The organism is Stappia indica (assembly GCF_001696535.1).
GTDB classification, from domain to species: Bacteria; Pseudomonadota; Alphaproteobacteria; order Rhizobiales; family Stappiaceae; genus Stappia; species Stappia indica.
The window spans coordinates 67,627-92,273 of record NZ_MBQE01000003.1; the positions used below are offsets into that span (position 1 = coordinate 67,627).

Sequence of the window (24,647 nt, forward strand, 5' to 3'; positions counted from 1 at the left end):
GGGGCTCGGCAACCGGCCCCTCCGGAAATCCGGCTCAGGCCTTCTTGACGAACTGGCAGAGGATGACGATCCGCTGGCCCTCGACCTTGCCTTCCAGATGGTTGGCATTGTCGGGGACGAGGGCGATCTTGCGCACCGCCGTGCCGCGCTTGGCGGTGAAGCCCGCGCCCTTGACCGGCAGGTCCTTGATCAATGTGACGGTGTCGCCGGAGGCCAGCACCGTGCCGTTGCAGTCGACATGGACGATGGCGTCCTCGCCGCTTGCTGCGCCGCTGCCTTCCTCGGCCCAGGCCAGAACGTCCGGCTCGAGCCAGGCGATCTCCAGCGCCTCGCGCGCCCAGGGCGCTTCCGGCAGGGCTTTCAGAAGACGCCATGCCAGAACCTGCACCGCCGACTCGGGGCTCCAGATCGCCTCATTGAGACACCGCCAGTGCGGCCCGTCCTGCGGCCCTTCCTCCACGCCGGCCTGGCAGACGGGGCAAAGCGGCACGCTGTCCTCGCGCGGGGTCACGGCAAAGGCGGACGCGCCTTCGGCATTGCAAAGGGCACAAGCTGTCATGGGATGTCCTGTCGGAAGGCGCATGGAAGAGAGGTCACCGGTGGCATAGGCCACCGGCGCCTCCGCGTCCAGTTGGACGAACAGCGACACTTTCTCCCAAGCCGGGTTAGCCGGGGAGCCCTTCCACGACGATCTTGCCGCGCGCCGTGCCGGTCTCGATGCGCCGGTGCGCCTCGCGCAGGGTGTGGGCGTCGATCGGCGAGAGCGTTTCGGCGAGCGTGGTGCGCAGCCGGCCCGCATCGATCTCGTCCGCGACGAAGTCCAGCAGTCGGTGCTGCTCGATCATGTCGGGCGTTGCGAACATCGCGCGGGTGAACATCAGCTCCCAGTGCAGGCTCGCCGCCTTGGTCTTCATCTGCTCCATCGGCATGGGCAGATGCGTGTCGTCGATGGTGACGATGGAGCCCTGCGGCCGGATCAACTCGACCGCATCAAGCCAGTGTCGCATGTCGTTGAAGATCGCCACATGGTCGACATGCTCGATCCCGAGCGCGCGGACCTGCGGGGCCAGCGGCTCGCGGTGGCTGACCACGTGGTCCGCGCCGAGCTCTCGCACCCAGGCGACAGTTTCCGGGCGCGATGCGGTGGCAATCACCGTCAGCCCGGCGCGCTTGGCCAGCTGGATGCCGATGGAGCCGACGCCGCCGGCCCCGCCGATGATCAGGATCGACCGTCCCGCATCCGCCCCGTCCCGGTCGATGCGCAGCCGGTGGAAGAGGGATTCGTAGGCAGTGATGGTGGTGAGCGGCAGGGCCGCCGCCTCGGCGAAGGACAGGCTCGACGGCTTGCGGCCGACGATGCGCTCGTCCACCAGATGGAACTCCTGGTTCGTGCCGGGCCGGGTGATGTCGCCGGCGTAGTAGACCTCGTCGCCGGGCCGGAACAGCGTGACGTCGGGGCCGACCGCCTCGACCACGCCGCTGGCGTCGTAGCCGATGACGCGCGGGGCGTCCTCCACCTTTTCCTTGGGCGAGCGGACCTTGGTGTCGACGGGATTAACGGCGACGGCGCGCACGGCGACGAGGATGTCGCGGCCCTGCGGCGCGGGCTTGGGCAGGTCGAGATCGATCAGCGACTGCGGATCGTCGATGGGCAGATAGCGGGTGAAGCCGACGGCTTTCATGCTTGTCATCCTTGTGGGTGCGGATCGAACTCGGCAGTGACGAAGACAAGCTCCGCCGTGCCGGTATTGGTCAGGTCGTGAACGAAAGCCTTGTGCGGGCCGAGATCGGGGAAATATCTCGTGTCGCCGGCCTGGTAGGTGACGTCGGCAACGCTGCCGTCGCCGTAGCGCGAGCGCCCCTGGCCGGCGGTCAGGGCGGTCCAGAAATACGGCCGGTCATGACGGTGCGCGGCAAGCGTCTCGCCGGGCGCAAGGCGCAGGTGCCAGACCCGCATGCCGCGGTCTTCCAGCACCAGGGCCGTACCGATGCGGCCGTTGGCCATGCCGGCCGCGATCTCGGCGGTGGAGAGCGGCATCGTCATGCTGCCGCCTCCCAGGCCGGGTAGGTCGAATAGCCCTGCGCATCGCCGCCGAACAGCGTGGCCGGGTCGAACTGCGCAAGCGGCAGGTTCTCGTGCAAGCGCCGCGGCAGGTCGGGGTTGGCGATGAACGGGCGGCCGAAGCCGACAAGATCGGCATGGCCGGCGGCGAGGATCGCCTGCGCGCGGGCGAGGTCGTAGCGGCCGGCGACGACGATGCGGCCCGAATAGGCCTCGCGCAGCGCGATGCGGAAGCTGTCCGGCGTCTCGGGCGCATCGTCCCAGTCGGCTTCCGCCAGATGGATATAGGCAAGGCCGATCCGGTCGATCTCGCGCGCGGCCATCAGCATGGTCGGCATGATCTCGTCGTCGGCCATGCCGCGCTGGGTGATGACCGGCGACAGGCGAAGACCGGTGCGGGCAGGGCCGATGGCGCCGGCCACCGCCTCCGCGACCTCGACGAGGAAGCGGATGCGGTTTTCCTGCGAGCCGCCGTAGCGGTCGGTGCGCAGGTTCGACGAGCGGCGCAGGAACTGGTCGATCAGATAGCCGTTGGCACCGTGGATCTCGACGCCGTCGAACCCGGCGGCCATGGCGTTTTCCGCAGCGCGCGCATAGTCGGCGACGATGCCGGGGATTTCGTCGGTCTCCAGCGCTCGCGGCACCGGGCAGTCGGCCATACCGGCCTCGCCGGTGGCCGGATCGACGATCCAGACCTTTGCATCGGGCGCTAGCGCGGACGGGGCGACCGGCTTGCCATCGGCATGGAAGATCTCGTGGCTCATCCGCCCGACATGCCAGAGCTGCAGGAAGATGCGCCCGCCGGCCGCATGGACGGCATCGGTCACCAGCCGCCAGCCGGCGATCTGCTCGGGCGAATGGATGCCGGGGGTGAAGGAATAGCCCTGGCCCTGGGGCGAGATCTGGGTGGCCTCGCTGACAATCAGCGCCGCGCCGGCGCGCTGGGCGTAGTAGTCGGCCATCATCGCGTTGGGCACGTTGCCGGGCTGGGTGGTGCGGGCGCGGGTCATCGGCGCCATGGCGATGCGGTGCGGCAGCGTCAGCTCGCCGAGGGTCAGGGGATCGAACAGGTTGGATGTCACGGCCGGGTGCCTCCTGGACGTCGGAAAAGGATGCGGACGGGTCCGCACGGTTCGTCCCGGATCTAGTCCTTGCGGCGATTTCGGATAATCGGCTAGCATCCGAAATTATAATTCGAAGAAGCCGAAGAAGTATGCTCGACAACCTGGCACTGTTCCTGAGGATCGTCGAAAAGGGCGGCCTTGCCGCCGGCGGCCGCGATCTCGGCCTGTCGCCGGCCACCGTCTCCGAGCGGCTGGCTGCACTGGAGCGGCAATATGGCGCGACGCTGCTGCTGCGCACCACGCGGCGGATCGCCCTGACCGACGAGGGGGCGGTGCTGGTGGAGGGCGCGCGGCGGCTGCTGGCCGAGGCGGCGGAACTGCAGGACCGCATCCGCCACGGGGCGGAGCGGATTTCCGGCCCGATCCGCATGAGCGCGCCGGAGGATCTCGGCCGCCGGCGCATCGTGCCGATCCTCGATGCGTTTCTCGAAGAACATCCGGATGTGACCGTCGATCTCGATCTGACCGACGGCTATGTCGATCTCGTCGGCCGGGGGATCGACCTGGCGGTGCGTCACGGCACGCTGGCCGACAGCACGCTGCGGGCCCGCTCGCTCGGCGGCAACCGGCGCGCGGTCTGCGCCTCGCCCGCCTATCTGGCGGCGCACGGGGCGCCGGAGCATCCGGAGGATCTCGCCCGGCACGACTGCATCCTGATGCGTTTCGGCGGCAATCTCGACCGGGAATGGCCGTTCCTCATCGACGGCGAGATCCGCAGGGTCGCGGTGCGCGGCCGGCGCGTCGCCAATGACGGCGGCCTCGTGCGGGACTGGTGCCGGCAGGGGCGGGGGATCGCGCTGAAGTCGATCCGCGACGTCGACGAGGATCTGGCGAGCGGGGCGCTGGTGGAGCTGCTGGAGGACTACGCGGCCGGCAGCACGGCGCTGCAGATCGTCTATCCGCAAGGCACGGTGCAGCCGCGCCGGGTGCGCGTGCTGATCGAGCGGCTGGCGAGCGAGTTGTCGGTGTTCACCGATCCGCGGGCGCAGGCTCCCGGCGCGGACGGTTGACCAGCGACACCAGCACGAAGGAGATGATCATCAGGAGCACCCAGGCGTTCAGCTTGGCGATGGAAACCAGCGTCCAGCCGTCGGCCTGGTCCGGATAGCTCCAGGCGCGGGCGAAGGTGCCGATATTCTCCGCCAGCCAGATGAACAGCGCCACGAGGAAGAAGCCGAGCACCAGCGGCATGCGGTGGCGGTAGCGATAGACCGAGTAATGCACCCAGGTCCGTCCGTAGAGCAGGACCAGGGCGGCGAACAGGCCGAGCCGGATGTCGATCGTGTAGTGGTGGGTGAAGAAGTTCACATAGATCGCCAGCGCGAAGAGCCATGTGGTCCAGAGCGGCGGGTAGTGCGAATAGGCGAAGTCGAAGATCCGCGAGACGCGGGCGAGATAGCTGCCGACCGCCGCATACATGAAGCCGGAAAACAGCGGCACGCCGCCGATCCGGAAGAAGCTCTCCTCCGGATAGACCCAGGACCCGGCGGCCGTCTTGAACACCTCCATCGCCGTGCCGACGACATGGAAGATCAGGATGACCTTGGCCTCGTCGAGCGTCTCGAACCGGGCGGCGAGCAGCCAGACCTGGATCGCCAGCGCGGCGAGGAAGAGGAAATCGTAGCGCGCGAGCGCAGCTCCCTCCGGATACCAGAAGCGGGTGGCGAGGATCAGCGCCAGCAGCAGCGCGCCGTAGATGCAGGCATAGGCCTGCTTGACGCCGAAGGCGAGGAACTCGACTGCAGCGCGCGCCAGCACCCCGCCGCCGAGGCGCCGGTAGATGTAGGGCAGGGTCCGGTGCAGGGTGCGCTCGGTCCGCGAGGCCGCATTGGCCGGCCGAGCGAGCCGGCGCACGAGGTCAAGCCGCATCGCCGGTCTCCGGGCTCAGGCGCGCATCGCCCCGATGACGGCATTGAGGAAGCCGGTCAGGTCGTCGGTGACGAAATCGACATGGGGGGCGTTCTGGCCCTCCAGCTCCCACTCGTCGCGGAAGACGGCGCGCGTGCCCTCGGGCACCAGGAGCACCGAGCGCATGCCGAGCTTGTGCGGAACCTGCAGGTTGCGGGCGAGATCCTCGAACATCGCCGCGCGCGCCGGCGACACGCCGGTCTTTTCCAGGAACCGGTTGTAGGTCTCCAGGTTCGGCTTGGGCAGCAGGCCGGCGGCGACGATGTCGAAGATGTCGTCGAAATGCTCGGAAATGCCGAGCCGGGCGGCGGTGCGCTCCGCATGCGGCCGGTCGCCGTTGGTGAAGATGTACTTCTTGCCCGGCAGCTGTGCGATGGCCTTGCCGAGGTCCGGATTGGGCAGGACCGGCGAATAGTCGATGTCGTGGACATATTCGAGGAAGGCGTCCGGCTCGATCTCGTGCTCGATCATCAGCCCGCGCAGGGTGGTGCCGTAGTCGCGGTAGAACGCCTTCTGCTTCAGCCGCGCTTCCTCCGCCGCCAGCCCGAGATGACGCGCGATATAGTCGGAGATGCGCGCGTCGATCTGCGAGAACAGGTCGGAGCTGGCCGGATAGAGCGTGTTGTCGAGGTCGAAGACCCAGGCCTCCACGCCGGTGAAGACCCGCAGGTCCTGCTCGTGCGCGTGGCGGCCTTCGCTTTCGCTGACGGTCATGGGCGCAGCAAGGTCCCGGCGCCCTGGTCGGTGAACAGCTCCAGAAGCACCGCGTGCGGCACCTTGCCGTTGAGGATGACGACGCCCTCGACGCCGCGCTCCAGCGCCTCGATGCAGGTCTCGACCTTCGGGATCATGCCGCCGGAGATCGTGCCGTCCTCGATCAGCGCGCGCGCCTGCGAGACGGTCAGCTCCTTGATCAGCTTGCCGTTGGCGTCGAGCACGCCCGGAACGTCCGTGAGGAACAGCAGCCGCTTGGCATCCAGCGCGCCGGCGATGGCACCGGCGAAGGTGTCGGCATTGATGTTGTAGGTCTCGCCGTCGACGCCGGGGGCGACCGGCGCGACCACCGGGATCAGCTCTTCCTTCATGACCAGACGCAGCACGGTCGGATTGACCTCCGCCGGCTCGCCGACGAAGCCGAGGTCGAGGATCTGCTCGATCGCCGAATTGGGATCGCGCACCCGCCGCGTCAGCTTCTCGGCCGTGACCATGTTGCCGTCCTTGCCGCACAGGCCGACCGCCTTGCCGCCCTCGGCATTGATCAGATGGACGATTTCCTTGTTGATCGAGCCGGCGAGAACCATCTCGACGATCTCCACCGTCGCCTTGTCGGTGACGCGCAGGCCGTTGCGGAACTCGCTCTTGATGCCGAGCCGGTCGAGCATCGTGCCGATCTGCGGGCCGCCGCCATGCACCACCACCGGCAGCACGCCGGCAAGGCGCAGCAGGGTGATGTCGCGGGCGAAGGCATTGCCCAGGGCCGGATCGCCCATGGCGTGGCCGCCGTATTTCACCACCACGACCTGATCGTCGTAGCGCAGCATGTGCGGCAGGGCGGTGGAAATGACCTTGGCGGGATTGATCGGGGCGGTTTCGGTCATGGACGCAGTGGCACCTCGGCTGGACATGAGGAACGGCGGACGGGTATCCGCGCATCGTCGAAGGTCTATAGCTGCTTTCGGATATGGGCTCAATTGCGGCCCGGGAAAGGCTGGCGGTGCGAAAGCCGTGGGAAAGGCGTCAGGCGACGCTGGCCTTGAGCTGGGAAGAGGAGGCGGCAGTGGCGACGGCCGCGGCCTGCAGCGCGGAGGCCGGCGCCTCGGCGGCGCCGATCAGCTCGGCGATGCGCGCGGCGGCGACGGGGCGCGAGAAATGGAAGCCCTGCAGGTCGTTGCAGCCGATCAGCGCGAGGAAGTTCTTCTGCTCCTCGGTCTCGATCCCTTCCGCCGTCACCTTCAGCCCGAGATCGACGGCCAGCTTCACCACCGCATGGGTGACGGTGTTGTAGTCGACCTTCTCGCCGAGCCCGCGCACGAACTGGCGGTCGACCTTGATCCGGTCGATGGGGAACTGCAGCAGGTGATTGAGCGAGCCGTAGCCGGTGCCGAAATCGTCGAGCACGATGGCGATGCCGAGCAGCTTCAGCTTCTGCAGCGTCTCGGCGAGATCGCCGCCGGGGGCGAGCAGGATGTTCTCGGTGACCTCCAGGTCGAGATTGCGCCCGTCGAAGCCGGTGCGCTCCAGGATCGAGCGGACCCGGTTGACCAGCCGCGGGTCGCGCAGCTGGCCGGAAAACAGGTTGACCGACAGGCGGAAGCCGTGCGGCGCGGTCAGTGCCCAGGGACGAGCGGTGCGGCAGGCCTCCTCCAGCACCCAATAGCCGACATCGGCCGCCTGGCGGCTGCCGTCGAGCGCGGCGATGAAGGCGCCGGGCGGCAGCACGCCGCGCACCGGATGGTTCCAGCGCATCAGGGCTTCGCCGCCGATCACCGCCTCGTCGCTGATGCGCACCACCGGCTGGTAGAGCAGCTGGAACTGCTGCTGCTCGACCGCATCGACCAGCTCGCGCGCCAGCGTGTTGCGCCCGTCCGCCTCGCGCCGCATCGCGGTGTCGAACACCATGAAGCGCCCGCGCCCCTTGGTCTTGGCCTCGTAAAGGGCAAGGTCGGCATTGCCCATCAACTGGCTGAAGGAGCCGCCATGGTCCGGCAGCACGGCGATGCCCATGCTGCAACCGCATTCGACGTCCTCGTGCTCCTGCGTCCCAGCGACCGGGACCGCGATGGCCTGGGCGAGGCCGGCGGCATATTCGGCGATCGCTCCGTCGCGGGCGAGCGAGGGTTCGAGAATGGCGAATTCGTCGCCGCCGAGCCGGGCGACGGTCGCCTGCGGCCCGGCATGGGCGCGCAGCCGCTCTGCCGTCTCCATCAGCAGCCGGTCGCCGCTGGAATGGCCGAACGTGTCGTTGACCAGCTTGAAATGGTCGAGGTCGAGCAGGAACAGCGTCGCTTCCTCGCCGGTCTCCTGCCAGCGGCGGAAGGCGTCGGTGACGCGGGTCTCGAAGGTGGCGCGGTTGGCGAGCCCGGTCAGCGGGTCGTGGCGGGCGAGATGCTCGAGCTCCCGGTTGACCATCTCGATGTCGGTGATGTCGCGCGCCGTGCCGCGATAGCCGAGGAAAGTGCCGTCGGCGCCGAAGACCGGGCGGCCGCTGATCGAGTGAAAGTGCTCCCGGCCCTCCCGGTAGCAGCGGAAGCGCAGGTCGCGGAAGGGCATGTGCGCTTCCAGCAGCCGTTTGTGGTCGGCCCAGAACTCGGGGCTCTCGCCATTGCCGGAGGGGGCTTCCCAACGGGTCTTGCCGATGAACTTCCCGACCTCGAGAAGATGCTTGTCGGCGCTGGGCGACAGATAGGTGAAGCGGAACTGGGCGTCCTGCTCCCAGATCCAGTCGGAGGCGATCTCCAGATAGTCGGAAAAGCGCGCGTCGCGGCGGCGGCATTCGAGCAGGCGGACGGCGAGGCCGGCGAGATGGGCAAGGCTGGCGAATTCGTCCTCGGTGAGGCCTTGCGGGCGGATCTTGTCGTCGATGACGCAGAGCGTGCCGATGGGAAAGCCGTTGTCCAGCCGCACCGGAAAGCCGGCATAGAAGCGGTTGCCGCCTTCCATCTCGACATAGGGAAAGTGCTTGAAGCGCGGGTCGGCGGTCAGGTCGGGGACGATGAGCGGCTGATCGGCGCCATAGGCGACGCCGCACACGGAGGTCGCGGCCGGAACCTGCTTCGCATCGCTGCCCGTGCCGGCGAGCACGAAGACGTCGGGCTCATGCACGAAGGTGACGAAGGCCTTGCGGCAGCGGGTGATGCGGGCGGCGAGGCGGACGATCTCGTCCAGCGCCGGATCGGGAGAATGGCCGACGAGCTCCAGACTGGCGAGCTCGGCACGCAGCCGGGCATCGCCGGGCCGTCGTGTCGCCGTCCCGGACCTGCCGTCCATGGCATTCCCGCGTTCGACTTGCCCGCTTTCCATTTGCATGCGGTTGTCCCCTCGATTCCGCAGGCATAACGTATGTGACTTTACGCAGCGTTAAAAAATGGGAGGATTCGCAACCCCTGTCGATGCTGCCCCCGCAATCGGGCAACAGCATCCCTATTTTTCGCAGGTCGGCAAGAGCCGACTGCGGCCTGCCTGGTCAGCCGGCGGAAAGCTTGAAGATTTCCGCCCGGATCTCGCCGAGGCCGGTCGATTTTTCCGAGGAGGTGACGATGATCTGCGGATGGGCGGCCGGGCGCTTGCGGATCTTTTCCGCCGTCTCGTCGAGGACGCGCTTGAGCTGGCCGGGCTTGATCTTGTCGATCTTGGTCAGGACGATCTGGTAGTTCACCGCCGCCTTGTCCAGCAGGCCCATCACCTCCAGGTCGTTCGCCTTCAGACCGTGCCGGCTGTCGATCAGCACGAAGACGCGGCGCAGCCTTGCGCGGCCCTGCAGATAGGTGAAGACGAGGTCCGTCCAGGCATCGACCATGGACTTGGGCGCCTGCGCATAGCCGTAGCCGGGCATGTCGACGAGCGTCACCGCGCTTTCCGGCGCGGCGAAGAAGTTGAGCATCTGGGTGCGGCCCGGCGTGTTCGACGTTCGCGCCAGCCCGTTGACGCCGGTGATGGCGTTGATCAGGCTCGACTTGCCGACATTCGAGCGGCCGGCGAAGGCGACCTCGATCTCGCCCTCCGGCGGCAGCTGCTCCAGATGCGCGACGCTGGTGACGAAGGCCCAGGGCCGGCGGAACAGCAGGCGGCCGGCCTCGATGTCCTCCGGGCTGTGGGGACTGTCTGCGTCGGAGCTGTGGTCCGGCTGGCTCATGGCGGCGTCTGTCTCGGCTTGCGTGCGGTGGCGGCGCTGGATGCGCGGACCGGGCGGCGGCGCCGCCCGGTCCGATGCTCTAGACGGCCCGCTCCAGCTTGTCGAGGTCCGCGCCGCGGATCGCGCCGAGATTCCGGGAGATCTTGTCCGCCGGCCAGTCCCACCAGGCGACGGCCAGCAGCCTCTCGATCACATCCTCGGGAAAGCGCAACCGCAGGATGCGTGCCGGGTTGCCGACCGCGATGGCATAGGGCGGCACGTCCGAGGCCACCACCGACCCGGCGCCGATCACCGCCCCGTCGCAGATGGTGACGCCGGGCAGGATCATCGCCTCGCGGCCGATCCACACGTCGTTGCCGACGACCGTGTCGCCGCGATAGCCGACGCCCAGCTCCGCCATGTCGAACCCGTCCGACCAGCCTTCGCCGAAGATCGCGAAAGGGTAGGTCGAGAAGCCGTGCATGGGGTGGTTGGCGCCGTTCATGATGAAACGGGCGCCGGTGGCCAGGGCGCAGAACCGGCCGATCCGTAGCCGGTCGCCGATGAAGTCGAAATGGTAGAGCACGTTGCGGGTCTCGAACTCCGCCGCGTGGTCCTCGTCATGATAATAGGTGTAGTCGCCGACCTCGATGGTCGGGCGGGTGATCACCGTGTTGAGAAAGACGGTGTGCGCCTCCCCGGACAGGGGATGGCGGGTGCGCGGGTTCGGTCCGTGCATGGGGATGTCTCCGGGGTCGGATCAGGTATCGCTGGGCGTGTGCGCTGCTTCCGGCCGGTCCGTTGCCGGGATCCGGTGCAGCATGTCGGCACATGTCGGGCGCGTCTGGCGGCCATCGTCGCAGCCACCGTTCCGCGCCATCTTCAGGCGATCCTGTTCATCGGCCCTCTCCCCGGAATTGGTTCCGTTTTAATGGGTGCCCCGTGCCGCCGCCGCAACCCTTGTGCGGCGAGAAGAACAAAAATGGCCCCGGAGGGTTGCTCCGGGGCCACACTTCGATCTTGCGGTGCCTGCGAGGGCGGGCGGGTTACTTCGCCTTGGGCTTGTCGGCCTTGGCCTTGTCCGCCTTGGGCTTTTCCGCCGGCTCGTCCTTCTTTCGACTGAAGGTGCCCCGCAGGTTGTCCCAGAGCTCCACCTTGACGCCCTGACGGCGCATGATGATCCACTGCTGGGTGATCGACAGGGAGTTGTTCCAGGCCCAGTAGATCACCAGACCGGCTGGGAACGAGGCCAGCATGAAGGTGAACAGGACCGGCATCCAGGTGAAGATCATCTGCTGGGTCGGGTCCGGCGGGGCCGGGTTCATCTTCATCTGGACGAACATGGTGACACCCATGATCAGCGGCCAGATGCCGAGCATCAGCATGTGCGGCGGATCCCAGGGGATCAGGCCGAACAGGTTGAACAGCGACGTGGGATCGGGCGCCGAAAGGTCCTGGATCCAGCCGAAGAACGGCGCGTGCCGCATCTCGATGGTGACGAACAGCACCTTGTAGAGCGCGAAGAAGACCGGGATCTGCACCAGCACCGGCAGACAGCCTGCCAGCGGGTTGATCTTCTCCTTCTTGTACAGCTCCATCAGGGCTTGCTGCTGCTTCTGCTTGTCGTCCTTGTAACGGTCGCGGATCTCGACCATCTGCGGCTGCACGAGCTTCATCTTGCTCATGGAGACGTAGGACTTGTTGGCAAGCGGGAAGAAGATCGCCTTGATGACGACGGTCACCAGGAGGATCGCCACGCCGAAGTTGCCGACCAGGCGGAACAGGTAGTCGATGAAGAAGAACAGCGGCTTGGTCAGGAAGTAGAACCAGCCCCAGTCGATCAAGAGCTCGAACTGCTTGATACCGAGGTTCTCCTCGTAGGCGTCGAGCTTGGCCGTCTCCTTGGCGCCGGCGAACAGGCGCGTGGTGGCACTCGCCGTCGCGCCCGGCTCGACGCGCACGGCCGCGCCCAGATAGTCGGCCTGGAAGTTGTCGGTCGCCTGGGCATAGGAGAACTGCGGCTGGAAATCGCCGTCGCCCGTGGGAACCAGCGCCGCTGCCCAGTACTTGTCGGTGATGCCGAGCCAGCCCTGGTTGACGGCAGCCGGGCGGATGCGGCCGCTCTCCTGCAGGTCGTCGTAGTCGACCTCGGACAGGCCGGCATCGCCGAAGACGCCGATCAGGCCCTCGTGAAGGATGTAGAAGCCGGCGGTGTGCGGCGTACCGTTGCGCACGATCATGCCGTAGGGATAGACCTGCACGGCCTCGGCGCCGGTGTTGCGCACCCGCTGCTCGACGGTGAACATGTAGTCCGCGTCGATGGAGATGACCCGCTCGAAGACGAGGCCCGCGCCATTGTCGAAGGTCAGCGTCACCGGGGTCTGCGGCGTCAGCGTCGCGCCCTGCGGAGTCTGCCACACGGTGTTGGCGTCCGGCAGGGCGACCGAGGCGCCCGGATCGGCGGTGAGGCCGAAATCGGCGTAATAGGGGTTCGGCGCGCCCTTGGGCGAGAACAGCACGATGGTCGGGCTGCTGGGGTCGACGGTCTCGTGATAGTCCTTCAGGCGGATATCGTCGATGCGGCCGCCGACGAGATTGATCGAGCCGGCGACACGCGGGGTGTCGATGGCAACGCGCGATCCGGTCGCCAGAGCCTGCTCGCGGGTCATGCCGGTGGTGGCCGGTCCGGTGCTGCCGGGAACGCTGGCGCCGCCCTGGCCGGCGGCGGGGGCCGCGCCGGGCGTCTGCGGGGCCGGGGTCCCGTCTGCCGTGGTCTGCTCGCTCTGGGCCGCCTGCTGCTGGGCAAGCTCGCGCTGCTTGTCGAGCTGCGGCTGGGCAACGAAATACTGCCAGCCCAGCAGGACGATCAGCGACAGGACGATAGCCAGGATCGTGTTACGGTTTTCGGCCATTGTCGGCGTTCACCTTCGTTATTCGCTGGAAGTTTCGCTGCGGCGGTCGCTGCCGCCGCGACGCTGTTCGGGATGTCCCGGGGCGGGGCGCTTGCGGTGTCGCGGCCGCGGTGCGTCTCCGCCCGAAAGCGGGGCGCGGGCCAGGCACTGCCCGATCTCCCGCACAAGGTCGCCGAACTCGGCGGACAGGGCTCCGCGCCTGCCGACCAGAACATAGTCGACATCGCTGCGCGCCTGCTCTGCGGCGGCGCGCACGGCGGCACGAAAACGGCGGCGGATGCGATTGCGCTCCACCGCGTTGCCGGTCTTCTTGGTGACCGTGTAGCCGATGCGCGGGCCGTCCTCGCTGGCGGCTGCCTGCATGACAAAAGCACGCCGAGAGCTCCGGCCGCCCTTTGCGACGGCCAGGAACTCGGCGCGCTTCTTCAGCGTCGGCAATGTCGTGCGCGGCGGGGGCTGGATCACCGAAACGACTCCTTTGCCCGCCCGCCGAGCCCGCTTTACGCGCTCAGCCGCTTGCGGCCCTTGGCGCGGCGGCGGGCGAGAACCTGGCGGCCGTTCTTCGTGGCCATCCGGCTGCGGAAGCCGTGGCGGCGCTTGCGGACGAGGCGGCTCGGCTGATAGGTGCGCTTCATTGTCTTCTTCCCGCGCGCTGAGGGGCGCGCGGCCCTGGTTATCGAATTTTTCTGGTGGTCGACCCCCGCCGGCCCAGGCCTTAAAGACCGATCGGACGGAGGCGTCGTGGGCGCCGCATAAGTCAGCACGACCCGATTGCCGGGCTTATACGGGCCGAACCGGATGAAGTCAACGACAAGCGGTGCGTCGGGACAGCGCAGGAAGCGCAGGTTTTCCCCTCTTTGCGCAAGTTTCCGCCTCGTCGGTCGCGCAATCGGGTCCGTGCCCGGCTCAAGACCGGTTCACGCAGGGCTCACGGCCCCCGCCCGCGGGTTCACTTCCCGGTGAGAGCAACCGATTCTGCTACGATTCCGGGACCTCCTCGCCCCATATCGACGTTAGAACCACAGCAAGGCCAAGGGAGAGGCAAGATGGCGTGGAGGCGACGGACGGTGAAGACGCAGGGCGAGGCCGCCAACGATGCCGGCGGCACGCCGCTGTCGTACCGCCCCCTGTCGCGCCGCATGGTGGTGGCCGGGATCGGTGCCGCGGCCCTGGTCCGCGCGCCGCGCGCCGAGGCCGCGGAGCCTCCGCACGAGGCCTTCACCGAACTGCTGCAGCGCTACGTGGCGGCAGGCGGCGACGGGCTCAACCGGGTGCGCTACGCCCGCTTTCGCGAGGAGGGGCGCACAGCGCTCGACCGCTACATCGAGAGCCTTGCCGGGGTTGCCGCCTCCCGCCTGCCGCGCGACGAGGCCTTCGCCTACTGGGTCAATCTCTACAATGCGGTCACGTTGCAGGTGGTGCTCGCCCACTATCCCGTCGCCTCGATCCGCGACATCGATCTCGGCGGCGGTTTCTTCTCCCGCGGGCCGTGGCGCAAGGATCTGGTGCGCGTGGAGGGGCGGGACCTGTCGCTGGACGACATCGAGCACGAGATCCTGAGGAAGCGCTGGCGCGAGCCGCGCGTGCACTACGCGGTCAACTGCGCCTCCATCGGTTGTCCGAATCTCGCGCGGCGGGCTTATCGCGCCCGCGACCTGGAGCGGATGCTGGACGAGGGCGCGCGGGCCTTCATCAACCATCCGCGCGGAGTGGAGGCGAAGGCCGAGGGCCTGCGCGTGTCGCGCATCTACAGCTGGTTCGACGAGGACTTCGGCAGCGAGCGCGACCTGCGCCGCCACTGGCGCAGCCATGCGGACGGAACGCTTGCCGCAAGGCTCGATGCAAACCCGCCGGTCATCGGCTACGACTACGACTGGAGGCTGAACGATGCGCGCTGAGGCAAAGCCCTCGGCCGTCGCGGCGGAGGGGGAACGCGAGCCCATGGACAGCGGCAAGGGCCGGACGGAGACGAGGGAAAGGGCGGCGCACCGCTCCGCGCTGCGCCGTTTCCTGCCGCTGGCGGTGATCCTGGCGGCGATGGCGCTCGGCTATGCCCTCGGCCTGCACGAGCATCTGAGCCTTTCCGAGCTGATCCGCCGGCGTATGGAGCTCGCCGGAATCGTGTCGCAGAACCTGTGGCTCGCCATTGCCGGCTTTGCGGCCGTCTATGTGGCGGCGGTGGCGCTGTCCTTTCCCGGTGCCTCGCTGCTGACCGTGCTCGGCGGCTTCCTGTTCGGCTGGGCGCTCGGCGGCACGGTGGTCGCCTTCGCCGCCACCATCGGCGCGGGGCTGATCTTCCTGGCCGCGCGCATGTCGCTCGGCGAGACGCTGGCGGCGCGTGCCGGGCCGTTCCTGTCGCGCCTGGCGGAAGGCTTTCGTGAGGACGCGTTCCATTATCTCCTGTTCCTGCGCCTTGCCCCGGTCTTCCCGTTCTGGCTGGTCAATGTCGCCCCGGCGGTGTTCGGCATGCGGCTGCGCCCCTATCTGGTCGCGACCTTCGTCGGCATCCTGCCGGGCACCTATGCCTATGCCTTCATCGGCGCCGGGCTCGACAGCGTGATCGCGGCGCAGGAGGCGGCTTCGCCCGGCTGCGCGGCGGCCGGCACCTGCAGCATCGAGCTCTCCGCGCTGGTGACGCCGCAGCTGCTGCTCGCCTTTGCCGCACTCGGTCTGGCGGCGCTCATTCCCGTTGCCTTGCGAAAGTGGCGCGGCCGAGGAAAACCGCCCGGCACCTGACACCGCCGACTTGCCGTTCGTCCGTTTCGTGTTTCCTTCCTGTTGCAAGGGCCTATCCGATGTCCCGTCTCCTCACTCCCGATATCTGCGTCATCGGCGCCGGCAGCGGCGGGCTCTCCGTCGCGGCGGCGGCTGCCGCCTTCGGCGTCGACACCGTGCTGATCGAGAAGGGGGAGATGGGCGGCGACTGCCTGAACTACGGCTGCGTGCCGTCCAAGGCGCTGATCGCCGCCGGCAAGGCGGCGCGTCATGCCGAGGAGGCCGAGCGCTTCGGCGTCACCGTGCCGCGCGTCGATGTCGACTTCGCCGCGGTCAACGACCATGTCCGCAAGGTCATCGCCACGATTGCCCCGCATGATTCGCAGGAGCGTTTCGAGGGGCTGGGCGTCACGGTGATCCGCGCGCCCGCGCGCTTTCGCGATGCGACCACGGTGGTGGCGGGCGACACGGAAATCTGCGCCCGCCGCTTCGTCGTCGCCACCGGCTCCTCGCCGCTGGTGCCGCCGATTCCGGGCCTCGAGGCGGTGCCCTGGCACACCAACGAGACGATCTTCACCCTGCGCGAGTGCCCGGGCCATCTGCTGGTGATCGGCGGCGGGCCGATCGGCCTGGAACTGGCGCAGGCCCATCGCCGGCTCGGCGCCCGCGTGACCGTTGTCGAGGCGGCCCGCGCCATGCCGCGCGAGGATCCGGAGCTGGCCGCGCTCGTGCTGGAGCGGCTGCGCGCCGACGGCGTCGAGCTGATCGAGGGGGCGAGCGTCACCGCCGTGTCCGGCACGGCCGGCGCGATCCGGCTGACCATCGGCGAGGGCGACACGGCGCGGGAGATCGAGGGCACGCATCTGTTGCTGGCCGTCGGCCGCAAGGCCAATGTCGAGGGGCTGGGGCTGGAGGAGGCGGGCGTCGCCTTCGACCGGCGCGGCATCACCGTGGGCGCGGATCTGCGCAGCTCCAACCGCCGGGTCTATGCCATCGGCGACGTCGCCGGCGGCCTGCAATTCACCCATGTTGCCGGCTATCACGCCGGGGTGGTGATCCGGGCGCTGCTGTTCCGCCTGCCGGCGAAGGAAAACCGCGAGATCATTCCGCGGGTTACCTTCACCGACCCGCAGATCGGCCATGTCGGCCTCACTGCGGAGGAGGCGGGCGCGCGTTTCGGGACGGCGCGGGTGCGGGTGCTGGAGGCGGCCTTTGCCGGCAACGACCGGGCCCAGGCCGAAGCGCGCACGGACGGGCTGGTGCGGCTGGTCGCGGCACGCGGCGGACGGATCGTCGGGGCGAGCGTCGTCGGGGCGGATGCGGGCGAGATCACCAACCTGCTGTCGCTGGTCGTCGCCCGCAAGCTGGGCGTGCGGGATCTTGCCGGTTTCGTCTCTCCCTATCCCTCCCTTTCGGAAGCGGTTCGCCGCGCGGCGATTTCCTATTATGCTGACAGTGCGCGCAACCCGTGGATTCGCCGCCTCGTCCGCTTTCTCGCCCGGTTCGGCTGAGGCGGCAGGGGCGGGCCGAACGGGCCCTGCGGCAGGAACGGGGTGTGACGTTTTGGCCGACGGGCGGGCAGGCGCGGCGGCAAGACAGCGGCAGGGTGGCCATTGAGCGCACCGCATCATGACGAGACGTCCCGCGGGGACGGCGCGGCGCGAGGCCGGTCCGCGCCGGCAGCAGGCCTGCGCGCAGCTCCCGATCGCAAAGGTCGCCGCCGCTGGGGCGGGTTGTCGGGCAAGCTGCTGATTCTCACCGTGCTCTTCGTGATGCTGAGCGAAGTGCTGATCTTCGTGCCGTCCGTCGCCAATTTCCGCAACACCTGGCTCACCGACAAGCTGACCATCGCCGGCGTTGCCGCCAGCGTGCTGGTGGAGACCGACATGGTGTCCCCGGCGGTGCAGGCCGAACTGTTGCGCGCCACCGGTGCGCTGGCCGTCGCCCTCGACGAGGGCGAGCGCCGCCGCCTCATCGCCATGGTCGAGACGCCCGGCGAGATCGACCGCACTGTCGACATGGGCAAGGCCGATGCGATGACCTCGGTGCTGGAGAGCTTCGCCATCCTGCTGTCCTCCGGCGACGGGCAGATGCGCGTCATCGGCCCCACCCAGATGGGCATCGGCGGACGGGTCGACATCGTCATGCCGGAAGCCAAGCTGCGCAACGCGATGTGGGCCTTCTCCGTGCGCATCCTGGCGCTGTCGCTGGTGATCTCGGCGATCACGGCGGCGCTGGTCTATCTGTCGCTGCGCTGGCTCCTGGTGCGGCCGATGCAGCGGCTGACGCGCTCCATGGCCCGCTTCCAGGCCTCGCCCGAGGACACCGGGCTGATCATCGAACCCTCGCGCCGCGACGACGAGGTGGGCGATGCCGAACACAGCCTGGCCGCCATGCAGGCGACATTGACCGAAACGCTGAACAGCCGCCGGCAACTCGCCGATCTCGGCCTTGCCGTCTCCAAGATCAACCATGACCTGCGCAACCTTCTCGCGTCGGCGCAGCTGTTTTCCGAGCGCCTGGAGCATGTCGCCGATCCGACCGTGCAGCGGCTGGCGCCAAAGATCATCGCGACGCTCGACCGCGCCGTCGGCTACACCAGCTCGGTGCTGGCCTATGGCAGCGCCCGCGAGGCGCCGCTGCGCCGCCGGGTTGTGCGGCTCGACCTTTTGGTGCGGGATGTTGGCGAGGTGCTGGGCCTGTCGTCGGACGGGCCGGTCGCCTTCGAGAACCGGGTGGAGGAGGGGGCTGAGGTCGAGGCCGATCCCGAGCAGCTGTTCCGCGTGCTGATGAACCTGTGCCGCAATGCGGTCCAGGCGCTGCAGCAGTCGGGCTCCGACATGCTGGTGCGCCGGGTGATCGTCGAGGCCGACTGCCGCGCCGCCGAAGTGGCGGTGAGGGTGCGGGATACCGGTCCGGGCGTGCCGCCGGCCCTGCGCGAGAAGCTGTTCCGCCCGTTCCAGTCCGCTGCCCGGCGCGGCGGCACCGGCCTGGGGCTGGCGATTGCCGCCGAACTGGTGCGCGCCCATGGCGGCGAGATTCGCCTGGTCGAGCGGGCCGGGCCGGGCGCGGAGTTCGAAATCCGCCTGCCGCGCGTCACGCCGCACGATCCGCCAAACGTCGAGGGGGCCGGCGAAACGGCGGAATCCGGCCGCGTGTCGGCCACTGTCGACAGCGGCCGCTGAGCCTGTTCCGGCCGCTTATCAACAGGCTGTGGAAGCGCGCAAAAAAGTCGGAGAAAAAACGCGCGCCCTCGCTTGCAATCCTCAAAGGACCAGAGTAGAGATTGCGCGCTGTCCGGAGGCGATGCCACGGACGGACCGCCTCGCCTCGTGTCTGACACTTCTCGTCTGATACGCCGGCATGATGGCCTAAGCACCGGTAGCTCAGCTGGATAGAGCACCAGACTACGAATCTGGGGGTCGGGAGTTCGAATCTTCCCCGGTGCGCCACTTCCCAAGAAAATTTGATTTTTGATCGGCCTCGACGGGTAACGCTCGTGCGTTCGTGACGCCTGATCTCCGCTGTCCGGCTTCTGGTCTGCCGGTCGCATGTGCCTGCGCTCAGCCGGCGTAGGCGACCCAGCCGCGAAACGACAGGGCGGCGTAGAAGAGCGTCGGTGCCGCGAAGCCGGCCTGCCGCATAAGCGCTTCCTCTTCTTCCGGGGTGAGCAGCGGCAGGCGTTGCGCCATGATGCGTGCCGAGGCGCGGTCCTGTGCCGGATCGCTGGCGTCGCGCCTGGCGAAGGCGGCCGAGCGGGCGAGCCACCGCTCGCCATCATCGCCCGGCGAGGTGTGATGGGCGACGACGAGCGCAGCTCCCGGCGCGAGGCGCCGGCGAATCTCCCGCAAGCTGTGCAGCCGCTCGTCCCTGTCCAGAAAATGCAGCACCAGCAGGCAGGTCGCGCCGCCGAACGGGCCGGCAGGGGCCTGGTCGACGGTGCCGGTCATGAGTGAGATCCGGTCGGCATGGGCCGCGGTTCCGCGCCGCGCGATGTCGAGCATCGCCACAGACGGATCGACGCCGGTGAAGCGCCAGTCGGGCCGCGCCCGCGCCATCGCCTCCAGCTCCAGCCCGCCGCCGGCCCCGACCACGAGGATATCGGCGGGGCCTGGCGCGCGCTCGCCGACAAGCAGCGTCGTCATGCGGTGGAGATCGGCGAGACCCGGCACCTTGTTCAGCGCATCCTCGGCATAGGACGCGACCGCGGCCGGATCGGCGAACGCGGCAGGCCCGGCACTCACGAGAGGGGCCCGAACACCAGCGAACGGTGCATCGCCACGGCCGCCATGACGCCGTCGGCGCAGGCGAAGGTGACGCTGTGCATCTTGCGCGCGATGTCGCCGGCCGCGAAGACGTTCGGCACGCTGGTCATCTGCATCTCGTCGACGGTTACCGTCTGCCCGAGCGGGCCGGCCTCCAGCGCACAGCCCAGCCGTTCGGCGAGGGCGCTGTTGAGGCGGTTGCGCGGAGCGATGAAGAGGGCGTCCAGCGGGCGGGACCGGCCATCGGCCAGATGGACCTGCGACAGCGCCCCGCCTTCGCCGGCGAGACGCTCGACGGCCGCAGGTTCGATTCTGACGCCGTGCCGGGCAAGGGCCTCGCTGTGTTCCCGGTCGAGCTCGCCGCCGTCGAGATAGAGCGTCGTCGGACCCCACTCGCCGATCAGCATCGCCTGATGGTGGGACATCGGCGAGGTGTTCAGCACGCCGAGCTGCCGGTCGGCAAACTCGTAGCCGTGACAATAGGGGCAGTGGAGGACCGACGTGCCCCAGCGCTCGGCGAGCCCCGGCGTCTGCGGCATCTCGTCGGAAATGCCGAAGGCCAGAAGCAGGCGCTTGCCGGTGAGAAGCGCGCCGCTGCGCAGCGCCACGGAAAACATGCCGTCTTCCGCCTGCGCATCGACCGCTGCATCTTGCAGGAAGCTGACGGTCGGATAGGCGGCGACCTGCCGGCGCATGGTCTCCAGCATGACCTGCGGCTCGCTGCCGTCCTGGGCGAAGAAGCCGTGCGACCTGGCGGCGAAACGGTTTCTCGGCTCGCCCGTGTCCAGCACGCAGACCCGCTTGCGGGCGCGCGCCAGATACATGGCCGCTGACAGGCCGGCAAAGCTGCCGCCGACGATGATGACATCATGATGCATGGGAAAACCTCGTTGGGACAGGCGTCGCCGGCCATGCCGGAGCGGGCTGGACAGGGAAGGGCGGGAATCGTATCAGTTGGAGATACATAATCACAGACGTTTCATGTATCAATATCTGTTACGTGAAATCTTGCCGCTTTCGAGGGTATGACCGTCCCTGAAAGAGAGGTGCTGCACATGCCGGCGGGGACAGGATGAACAAGGATACGAGGATGTCGGACATGCTGCATATGCTGCTGCATATGGGCCAGGCCGACGAACCGCTGACCTCCGAGGTGCTGGCCAGGAGCATGGGCACCAACCCGGCGGTGTTCCGCCGCACCATGGCGGGCCTGCGCGAGGCCGGTCATGTCGTCTCGGGCAAGGGGCATGGCGGCGGCTGGCGGTTGGCGCGCCCGCTCAGCGAGATCACCCTGCTCTCGGTCTACGAGGCGCTGGGATGCCCGACCCTGTTCGCCATCGGCAATCGCAGCGACAATCCCGGTTGCCTGGTGCAGAAGAACGTCAATGCCGCGCTGGCCGACACGATGAAGCAGGCCGAGGCGCTGTTCCTCGCGCGGTTCGGCGAGGTGACGCTGGACACGTTGATGCCCTCATGCCGGGTGCCGCTGGCGGTGCATGGGGATGGGCCGGGAGAAGACCCGGCGACCTAGGCCGGACCGCACGGCGCCGGCGCTTACCAGTTGCCGCAGCCGCAGCCCTGCGCGCCGCCGGGCCGGCCAGGGGGAGCGACCCTTGCCGAAGTGGGGGCCGAAATGGGGGCCGAAGTCGGAGCCGTGCGCCGGGACTGCCCGGGCTTGCCTCTCGCATGGTGATAGAGACGGTTCCAGTGTTCCCGCAAGCCGGCATGGGCATCGACCTTGAGGATCTTGCCGAGCAGCAGGAAGTTCCGTCGCTGCGGGATGTGTACGCCCTGCCGCCAGTTGCGCAGGTTCTTCACCGCCGTGTCGAGCGCCGACGGGGTCCGGTTGCCGCTTGCCGCGCACAGCGCATCGGCCAGTCTCACATTGTCTCGATAGCCGTATTTCCGACACAGCGCATCCAGCAGGGCGTGCCACTGCCGATACGCCGTCCAGTCCTCTGACACCAATATCACGCTCCCAGTAAAAGGCGGGCCTGCGGGCAAGCATAATGGCAGGTGTCTGATATATCGAGGCAATCGCCCGATTTTTTAGCAGCCGCTCCGGCGTCCCCCTCGCGCGGCACGCCGGTCCGCCCGTCTTTCGCGGCGGGATCAGCGCTCCAGCCCCCAGATCTCCGGATTGCGCGCAAGGCTTGCCGACAGCATCTCGGCCAGCACGCGCACCTTGCGCGCCGGGTACTGGCCCGGCGGGCGCACGACGTAAATCCCGGCCGGAGGCGGCGGATAGCGCGTCATGATCGGCACAAGCTGGCCGGACTGCACGAACGGATAGGTGATGCAGTCGGGCAGCCAGGCGATGCCGAGGCCCGCGACAGCGGCGGCTGCGAGCGCGGTCGCGTTGTCGGCCTTGTACCGCCCTTGCGGCTGGACGGTGACGATCTTCTCGCCGTCGAGGAACTGCCAGGTCTCCGTGCCCTGCATCAGCGCCTGATGGGCGGCGATCCCGTCTGGCGTTTCGGGTGCGCCATGGGCGGCGAGATAGGCGGGACTGGCGACGAGCTTGCCGGTGATCGGCCCGATCCGCCGGGCGAGCAGGTTCGAATCGGGAAGGTAGCCGACGCGGATCGCGCAATCGAAGCCTTCGGCGATCAGGTCGACGAACCGGTCGCTGTAGGACGTGTGGATGTGAAGCTGCGGGTGCGCGAGCGCCATCTCCGCAAGCACCGGGGCGAAATGGGTCGGTCCGAACGACAGCGGCAGGGCAACGCGCAGCCGGCCGCGCAGGTCGCCGTCCGGCAGGATCGTCTCGCGCGCCAGGTCGATCTCGGCGCTGGCGCGGGCTGCATGATCGCGGAACGTCGCGCCGGCTTCAGTGAGCGCGGCGCCGCGGGTCGTGCGCGACAGGAGCTGGATGCCGAGTTCCGCCTCCAGGCGAAACAACCGCCGGCTGACGATGGACTTTGAGACGCCGAGCCGCCGCGCAGCCGCCGAGATGCCCCCCGAATCCGCCACGGCAACGAATGTCTGCAGATCCTCGATGTCCATCCGGCGTTCCTCTTTGCGCGACAGAGCGTGTCCGGCTGCGACGCTATCGCACCGGCTGCGGGAACGGCAAGTTGGCGCCGGAAAATCTCTGCCCCGGAGATTTCCTGCCGAAACCCGCTCACCCTTCAGGGAAGGAACATGCAGTGACCTTTCGCAATGGCCTTGATTCCCTTCTTCGTCCCGAAGACTCGGTCGTCGTCCTGATCGATCACCAGCCCTACCAGCTGACCAACGTGAACAGCCACGAGCCGCAGATGGTGGTGAACAACGCGGCGGCGCTGGCCAAGGCCGCCAAGGCGTTCCGCGTGCCGACGATCCTGACCAGCGTCATCGCGGAGCGGGGCGGCTACATCTTCCCGCAGATTACCGACGTGTTTCCGGGCCAGGAGGTGATCGACCGCACCTTCATCAACACCTGGGAGGACAGCAAGGTCGTCGATGCGGTCAAGGCGACCGGCCGCAAGCAGCTGATCATCGCCGGTCTGTGGACCGAGATCTGCGTCGCCATGCCGGTGATCCAGGCGCTGGGCGAGGGCTGGGACGTGACGGTGGTGACAGATGCGTCCGGTGCCGTCTCCACCGAGGCGCACAACGTCGCGATCCAGCGCATGATCTCCGCCGGCGCCAATGTGATGACGTGGCTGGCGGTCGCGGCCGAATGGCAGCGCGACTGGGCCCGCACCGAGCATGCGGCCGAACTCACGGACGTGCTGCTGCAGCATGCCGCCGGCAGCGGCATCGCCTTCCTGTGGGAGCAGCAGCTGCTCAACACGCCGGTCCCTGCCGCCAAGGGCTGATCCGCCGGCACGCAAGGGCGCGGGGGAGGATGGCGGCCTGCGCAAGGCACACCCTGCGCAGGCCGCGTCCCCCCCGTTGCCCGCCCGCTTCTCCGCCAAAGGACCCGAGAATGTCTGCAGAACGCTTTCCCGCCGGACTGAAGATCGACGTTACCTATCCGCAGTTCCGCGTCAGCCTGACATTCGTGTCGGCTTCGCAGCTGACATTCGAGATCAAGGACGGGCCCTTCGCCCGCACGGAGACTGTCGACATCGAGGTCGTGCCGCTCGGCAACAGCGTTTTCGCGCTGAGCTGGCAGGAGCGGGACGGGGCGACGGTGACCAACGTCCAGGACCACGACCGCGGCACGGTCCATTCCTGGGCGACGCTGCCCGGCGGCCGGTTCCTGCGCATGAGCGGAACATTCGTCGTCACCCGGCCGGCCGATGTCAGGAGCGACGACCGTCCGCGCTCCAACACCGCGCTGGTGCTGGAGGCGATGACCTCGCTGTTCCAGCGGCACGATGCGTCGGCGGTCGAGCGGCTCTATGCCGAGGACTACATCCAGCACAATCCCGAGATCCCGCAGGGGCGTGCGGCCCTCGAGGGGCTGGTCGAGAGCCTGTCGCCCTCGGTCCACTACGAGCCGGGGCTGACGATCGCGCAAGGGGATCTGGTTGCCATCCACGGACGGATCCGCGGCTGGTCGGAAAAGCCGCAGGTGGTGGTCGACATCTTCCGGGTCGAGAACGGCAGGCTGGCCGAGCACTGGGACGTGCTGCAGGACGAGGTGCCGCTGACGGCGGGTGTTGCCGGGCTGGCGATGTTCGAGCCACGGGAAGGCGAGCGGCACTCCTGAACTCCAGCTGTCGCGGAAGGCGGACCTTCAAAAGAGGATCCGGCCGAGGCTGAGCGCCGGCAGAGGAAGCCGCTGCGGAGCGAAGAGGACGCCCGGCGGCATGTCGGTCCAGCCGCGCGCATATTGTCCGAACACCTTCTGCCAGCCGTCGAAGCCCCGTCGTCGCGACCATGACGCCGGGTCGACCA

The 24,647-nt window shown here is 68.3% G+C and carries 25 protein-coding genes and 1 tRNA gene; 9 read left to right on the forward strand and 17 right to left on the reverse strand.

Features of this window, described 5'->3' with window-relative positions; all coding sequences use genetic code 11:
* Positions 1 to 34: 34 nt before the first annotated feature.
* From BBX35_RS11620 to BBX35_RS11635, 4 genes are all read right to left on the reverse strand, one after another.
* The gene (locus BBX35_RS11620) at positions 35 to 559 is read right to left on the reverse strand and encodes an alkylphosphonate utilization protein (RefSeq protein ID WP_083206307.1); all 525 of its coding nucleotides are present in this window, start codon (positions 557 to 559) and stop codon (positions 35 to 37) included.
* 106 nt (positions 560 to 665) lie between these two features.
* A complete protein-coding gene (locus BBX35_RS11625) occupies positions 666 to 1,682 on the reverse strand; it encodes a zinc-binding alcohol dehydrogenase family protein (protein WP_067220159.1) in 1,017 nt (338 codons plus the stop codon).
* Between the two features lie 5 nt (positions 1,683 to 1,687).
* Entirely contained in the window at positions 1,688 to 2,044 is a 357-nt protein-coding gene (locus tag BBX35_RS11630; protein WP_067220162.1) for a cupin domain-containing protein, read from the reverse strand.
* A complete protein-coding gene (locus BBX35_RS11635) occupies positions 2,041 to 3,144 on the reverse strand; it encodes an alkene reductase (RefSeq protein ID WP_067220165.1) in 1,104 nt (367 codons plus the stop codon). The genes BBX35_RS11630 and BBX35_RS11635 overlap by 4 nt, the downstream gene beginning before the upstream one ends.
* A 131-nt stretch (positions 3,145 to 3,275) precedes the next feature.
* Here BBX35_RS11635 and BBX35_RS11640 point away from each other — a divergent pair, with 131 nt between their 5' ends.
* Positions 3,276 to 4,196: a LysR family transcriptional regulator gene (locus tag BBX35_RS11640; RefSeq protein ID WP_067220168.1), complete on the forward strand. Its 921-nt coding sequence runs from the start codon at positions 3,276 to 3,278 to the stop codon at positions 4,194 to 4,196.
* Here the strand turns inward: BBX35_RS11640 and BBX35_RS11645 are convergent.
* The 9 genes from BBX35_RS11645 to rpmH all read right to left on the reverse strand — a co-directional run bounded on the left by BBX35_RS11645 (position 4,156) and on the right by rpmH (position 13,472).
* Positions 4,156 to 5,055, reverse strand: coding sequence for a DUF817 domain-containing protein (locus tag BBX35_RS11645; RefSeq protein ID WP_067220169.1), 900 nt, complete (start codon positions 5,053 to 5,055; stop codon positions 4,156 to 4,158). The two genes, BBX35_RS11640 and BBX35_RS11645, sit on opposite strands and share 41 nt — an antisense overlap.
* 15 nt (positions 5,056 to 5,070) lie before the next feature.
* Complete coding sequence (locus BBX35_RS11650) at positions 5,071 to 5,808, reverse strand: pyrimidine 5'-nucleotidase (RefSeq protein WP_083202480.1); 738 nt, start codon at positions 5,806 to 5,808, stop codon at positions 5,071 to 5,073.
* A complete protein-coding gene (gene argB, locus BBX35_RS11655) occupies positions 5,805 to 6,719 on the reverse strand; it encodes an acetylglutamate kinase (RefSeq protein ID WP_083202481.1) in 915 nt (304 codons plus the stop codon). Before argB ends, BBX35_RS11650 begins: the two co-directional genes overlap by 4 nt.
* 112 nt (positions 6,720 to 6,831) lie before the next feature.
* Positions 6,832 to 9,081, reverse strand: coding sequence for a putative bifunctional diguanylate cyclase/phosphodiesterase (locus tag BBX35_RS11660; RefSeq protein WP_171901442.1), 2,250 nt, complete (start codon positions 9,079 to 9,081; stop codon positions 6,832 to 6,834).
* A gap of 196 nt (positions 9,082 to 9,277) precedes the next feature.
* Positions 9,278 to 9,988, reverse strand: coding sequence for a ribosome biogenesis GTP-binding protein YihA/YsxC (yihA, locus tag BBX35_RS11665; RefSeq protein ID WP_410176289.1), 711 nt, complete (start codon positions 9,986 to 9,988; stop codon positions 9,278 to 9,280).
* Between the two features lie 37 nt (positions 9,989 to 10,025).
* A complete protein-coding gene (locus BBX35_RS11670) occupies positions 10,026 to 10,664 on the reverse strand; it encodes a CatB-related O-acetyltransferase (protein ID WP_067220175.1) in 639 nt (212 codons plus the stop codon).
* A gap of 307 nt (positions 10,665 to 10,971) precedes the next feature.
* Positions 10,972 to 12,837: a membrane protein insertase YidC gene (gene yidC, locus BBX35_RS11675; RefSeq protein WP_067220177.1), complete on the reverse strand. Its 1,866-nt coding sequence runs from the start codon at positions 12,835 to 12,837 to the stop codon at positions 10,972 to 10,974.
* 18 nt (positions 12,838 to 12,855) lie between these two features.
* Complete coding sequence (rnpA, locus tag BBX35_RS11680; protein WP_228187138.1) at positions 12,856 to 13,302, reverse strand: ribonuclease P protein component; 447 nt, start codon at positions 13,300 to 13,302, stop codon at positions 12,856 to 12,858.
* Positions 13,303 to 13,337: 35 nt separating this feature from the next.
* Positions 13,338 to 13,472, reverse strand: a complete 135-nt coding sequence (rpmH, locus tag BBX35_RS11685) for a 50S ribosomal protein L34 (protein ID WP_067220180.1) — start codon at positions 13,470 to 13,472, stop codon at positions 13,338 to 13,340.
* Positions 13,473 to 13,883: 411 nt separating this feature from the next.
* Here rpmH and BBX35_RS11690 point away from each other — a divergent pair, with 411 nt between their 5' ends.
* From BBX35_RS11690 to BBX35_RS11710, 5 genes are all read left to right on the forward strand, one after another.
* Positions 13,884 to 14,735: a DUF547 domain-containing protein gene (locus BBX35_RS11690; protein ID WP_083206241.1), complete on the forward strand. Its 852-nt coding sequence runs from the start codon at positions 13,884 to 13,886 to the stop codon at positions 14,733 to 14,735.
* Positions 14,736 to 14,778: 43 nt separating this feature from the next.
* The gene (locus BBX35_RS11695; RefSeq protein ID WP_067221473.1) at positions 14,779 to 15,573 is read left to right on the forward strand and encodes a TVP38/TMEM64 family protein; all 795 of its coding nucleotides are present in this window, start codon (positions 14,779 to 14,781) and stop codon (positions 15,571 to 15,573) included.
* A 59-nt stretch (positions 15,574 to 15,632) separates the two neighbouring features.
* Positions 15,633 to 17,063 carry a dihydrolipoyl dehydrogenase family protein gene (locus BBX35_RS11700; RefSeq protein ID WP_067220183.1) on the forward strand — a complete coding sequence of 477 codons (1,431 nt, stop codon included), beginning with the start codon at positions 15,633 to 15,635 and terminating at the stop codon, positions 17,061 to 17,063.
* A gap of 102 nt (positions 17,064 to 17,165) precedes the next feature.
* On the forward strand, positions 17,166 to 18,737 hold the full coding sequence (locus BBX35_RS11705) for a sensor histidine kinase (protein WP_208979829.1): 1,572 nt from the start codon (positions 17,166 to 17,168) through the stop codon (positions 18,735 to 18,737).
* A gap of 190 nt (positions 18,738 to 18,927) precedes the next feature.
* Positions 18,928 to 19,004: transfer RNA gene (locus BBX35_RS11710), tRNA-Arg, on the forward strand.
* Positions 19,005 to 19,115: 111 nt separating this feature from the next.
* Here the strand turns inward: BBX35_RS11710 and BBX35_RS11715 are convergent.
* Both BBX35_RS11715 and BBX35_RS11720 read right to left on the reverse strand, forming a co-directional pair.
* Entirely contained in the window at positions 19,116 to 19,796 is a 681-nt protein-coding gene (locus BBX35_RS11715; RefSeq protein WP_067220188.1) for a class I SAM-dependent methyltransferase, read from the reverse strand.
* On the reverse strand, positions 19,793 to 20,695 hold the full coding sequence (locus BBX35_RS11720) for an NAD(P)/FAD-dependent oxidoreductase (protein ID WP_067220191.1): 903 nt from the start codon (positions 20,693 to 20,695) through the stop codon (positions 19,793 to 19,795). The genes BBX35_RS11715 and BBX35_RS11720 overlap by 4 nt, the downstream gene beginning before the upstream one ends.
* A 194-nt stretch (positions 20,696 to 20,889) precedes the next feature.
* Here BBX35_RS11720 and BBX35_RS11725 point away from each other — a divergent pair, with 194 nt between their 5' ends.
* The gene (locus BBX35_RS11725) at positions 20,890 to 21,348 is read left to right on the forward strand and encodes an Rrf2 family transcriptional regulator (protein WP_067220193.1); all 459 of its coding nucleotides are present in this window, start codon (positions 20,890 to 20,892) and stop codon (positions 21,346 to 21,348) included.
* 23 nt (positions 21,349 to 21,371) lie between these two features.
* Here the strand turns inward: BBX35_RS11725 and BBX35_RS11730 are convergent, their stop codons facing one another.
* Positions 21,372 to 21,782: a hypothetical protein gene (locus tag BBX35_RS11730; protein ID WP_141687853.1), complete on the reverse strand. Its 411-nt coding sequence runs from the start codon at positions 21,780 to 21,782 to the stop codon at positions 21,372 to 21,374.
* A gap of 147 nt (positions 21,783 to 21,929) precedes the next feature.
* Complete coding sequence (locus BBX35_RS11735; RefSeq protein WP_067220198.1) at positions 21,930 to 22,823, reverse strand: LysR family transcriptional regulator; 894 nt, start codon at positions 22,821 to 22,823, stop codon at positions 21,930 to 21,932.
* A gap of 143 nt (positions 22,824 to 22,966) precedes the next feature.
* On the opposite strand from BBX35_RS11735, the gene BBX35_RS11740 reads away from it, so the two are divergent.
* Complete coding sequence (locus BBX35_RS11740; protein ID WP_067220200.1) at positions 22,967 to 23,620, forward strand: hydrolase; 654 nt, start codon at positions 22,967 to 22,969, stop codon at positions 23,618 to 23,620.
* Between the two features lie 110 nt (positions 23,621 to 23,730).
* Entirely contained in the window at positions 23,731 to 24,459 is a 729-nt protein-coding gene (locus BBX35_RS23910) for a nuclear transport factor 2 family protein (protein WP_244271622.1), read from the forward strand.
* Positions 24,460 to 24,647 lie beyond the last annotated feature (188 nt).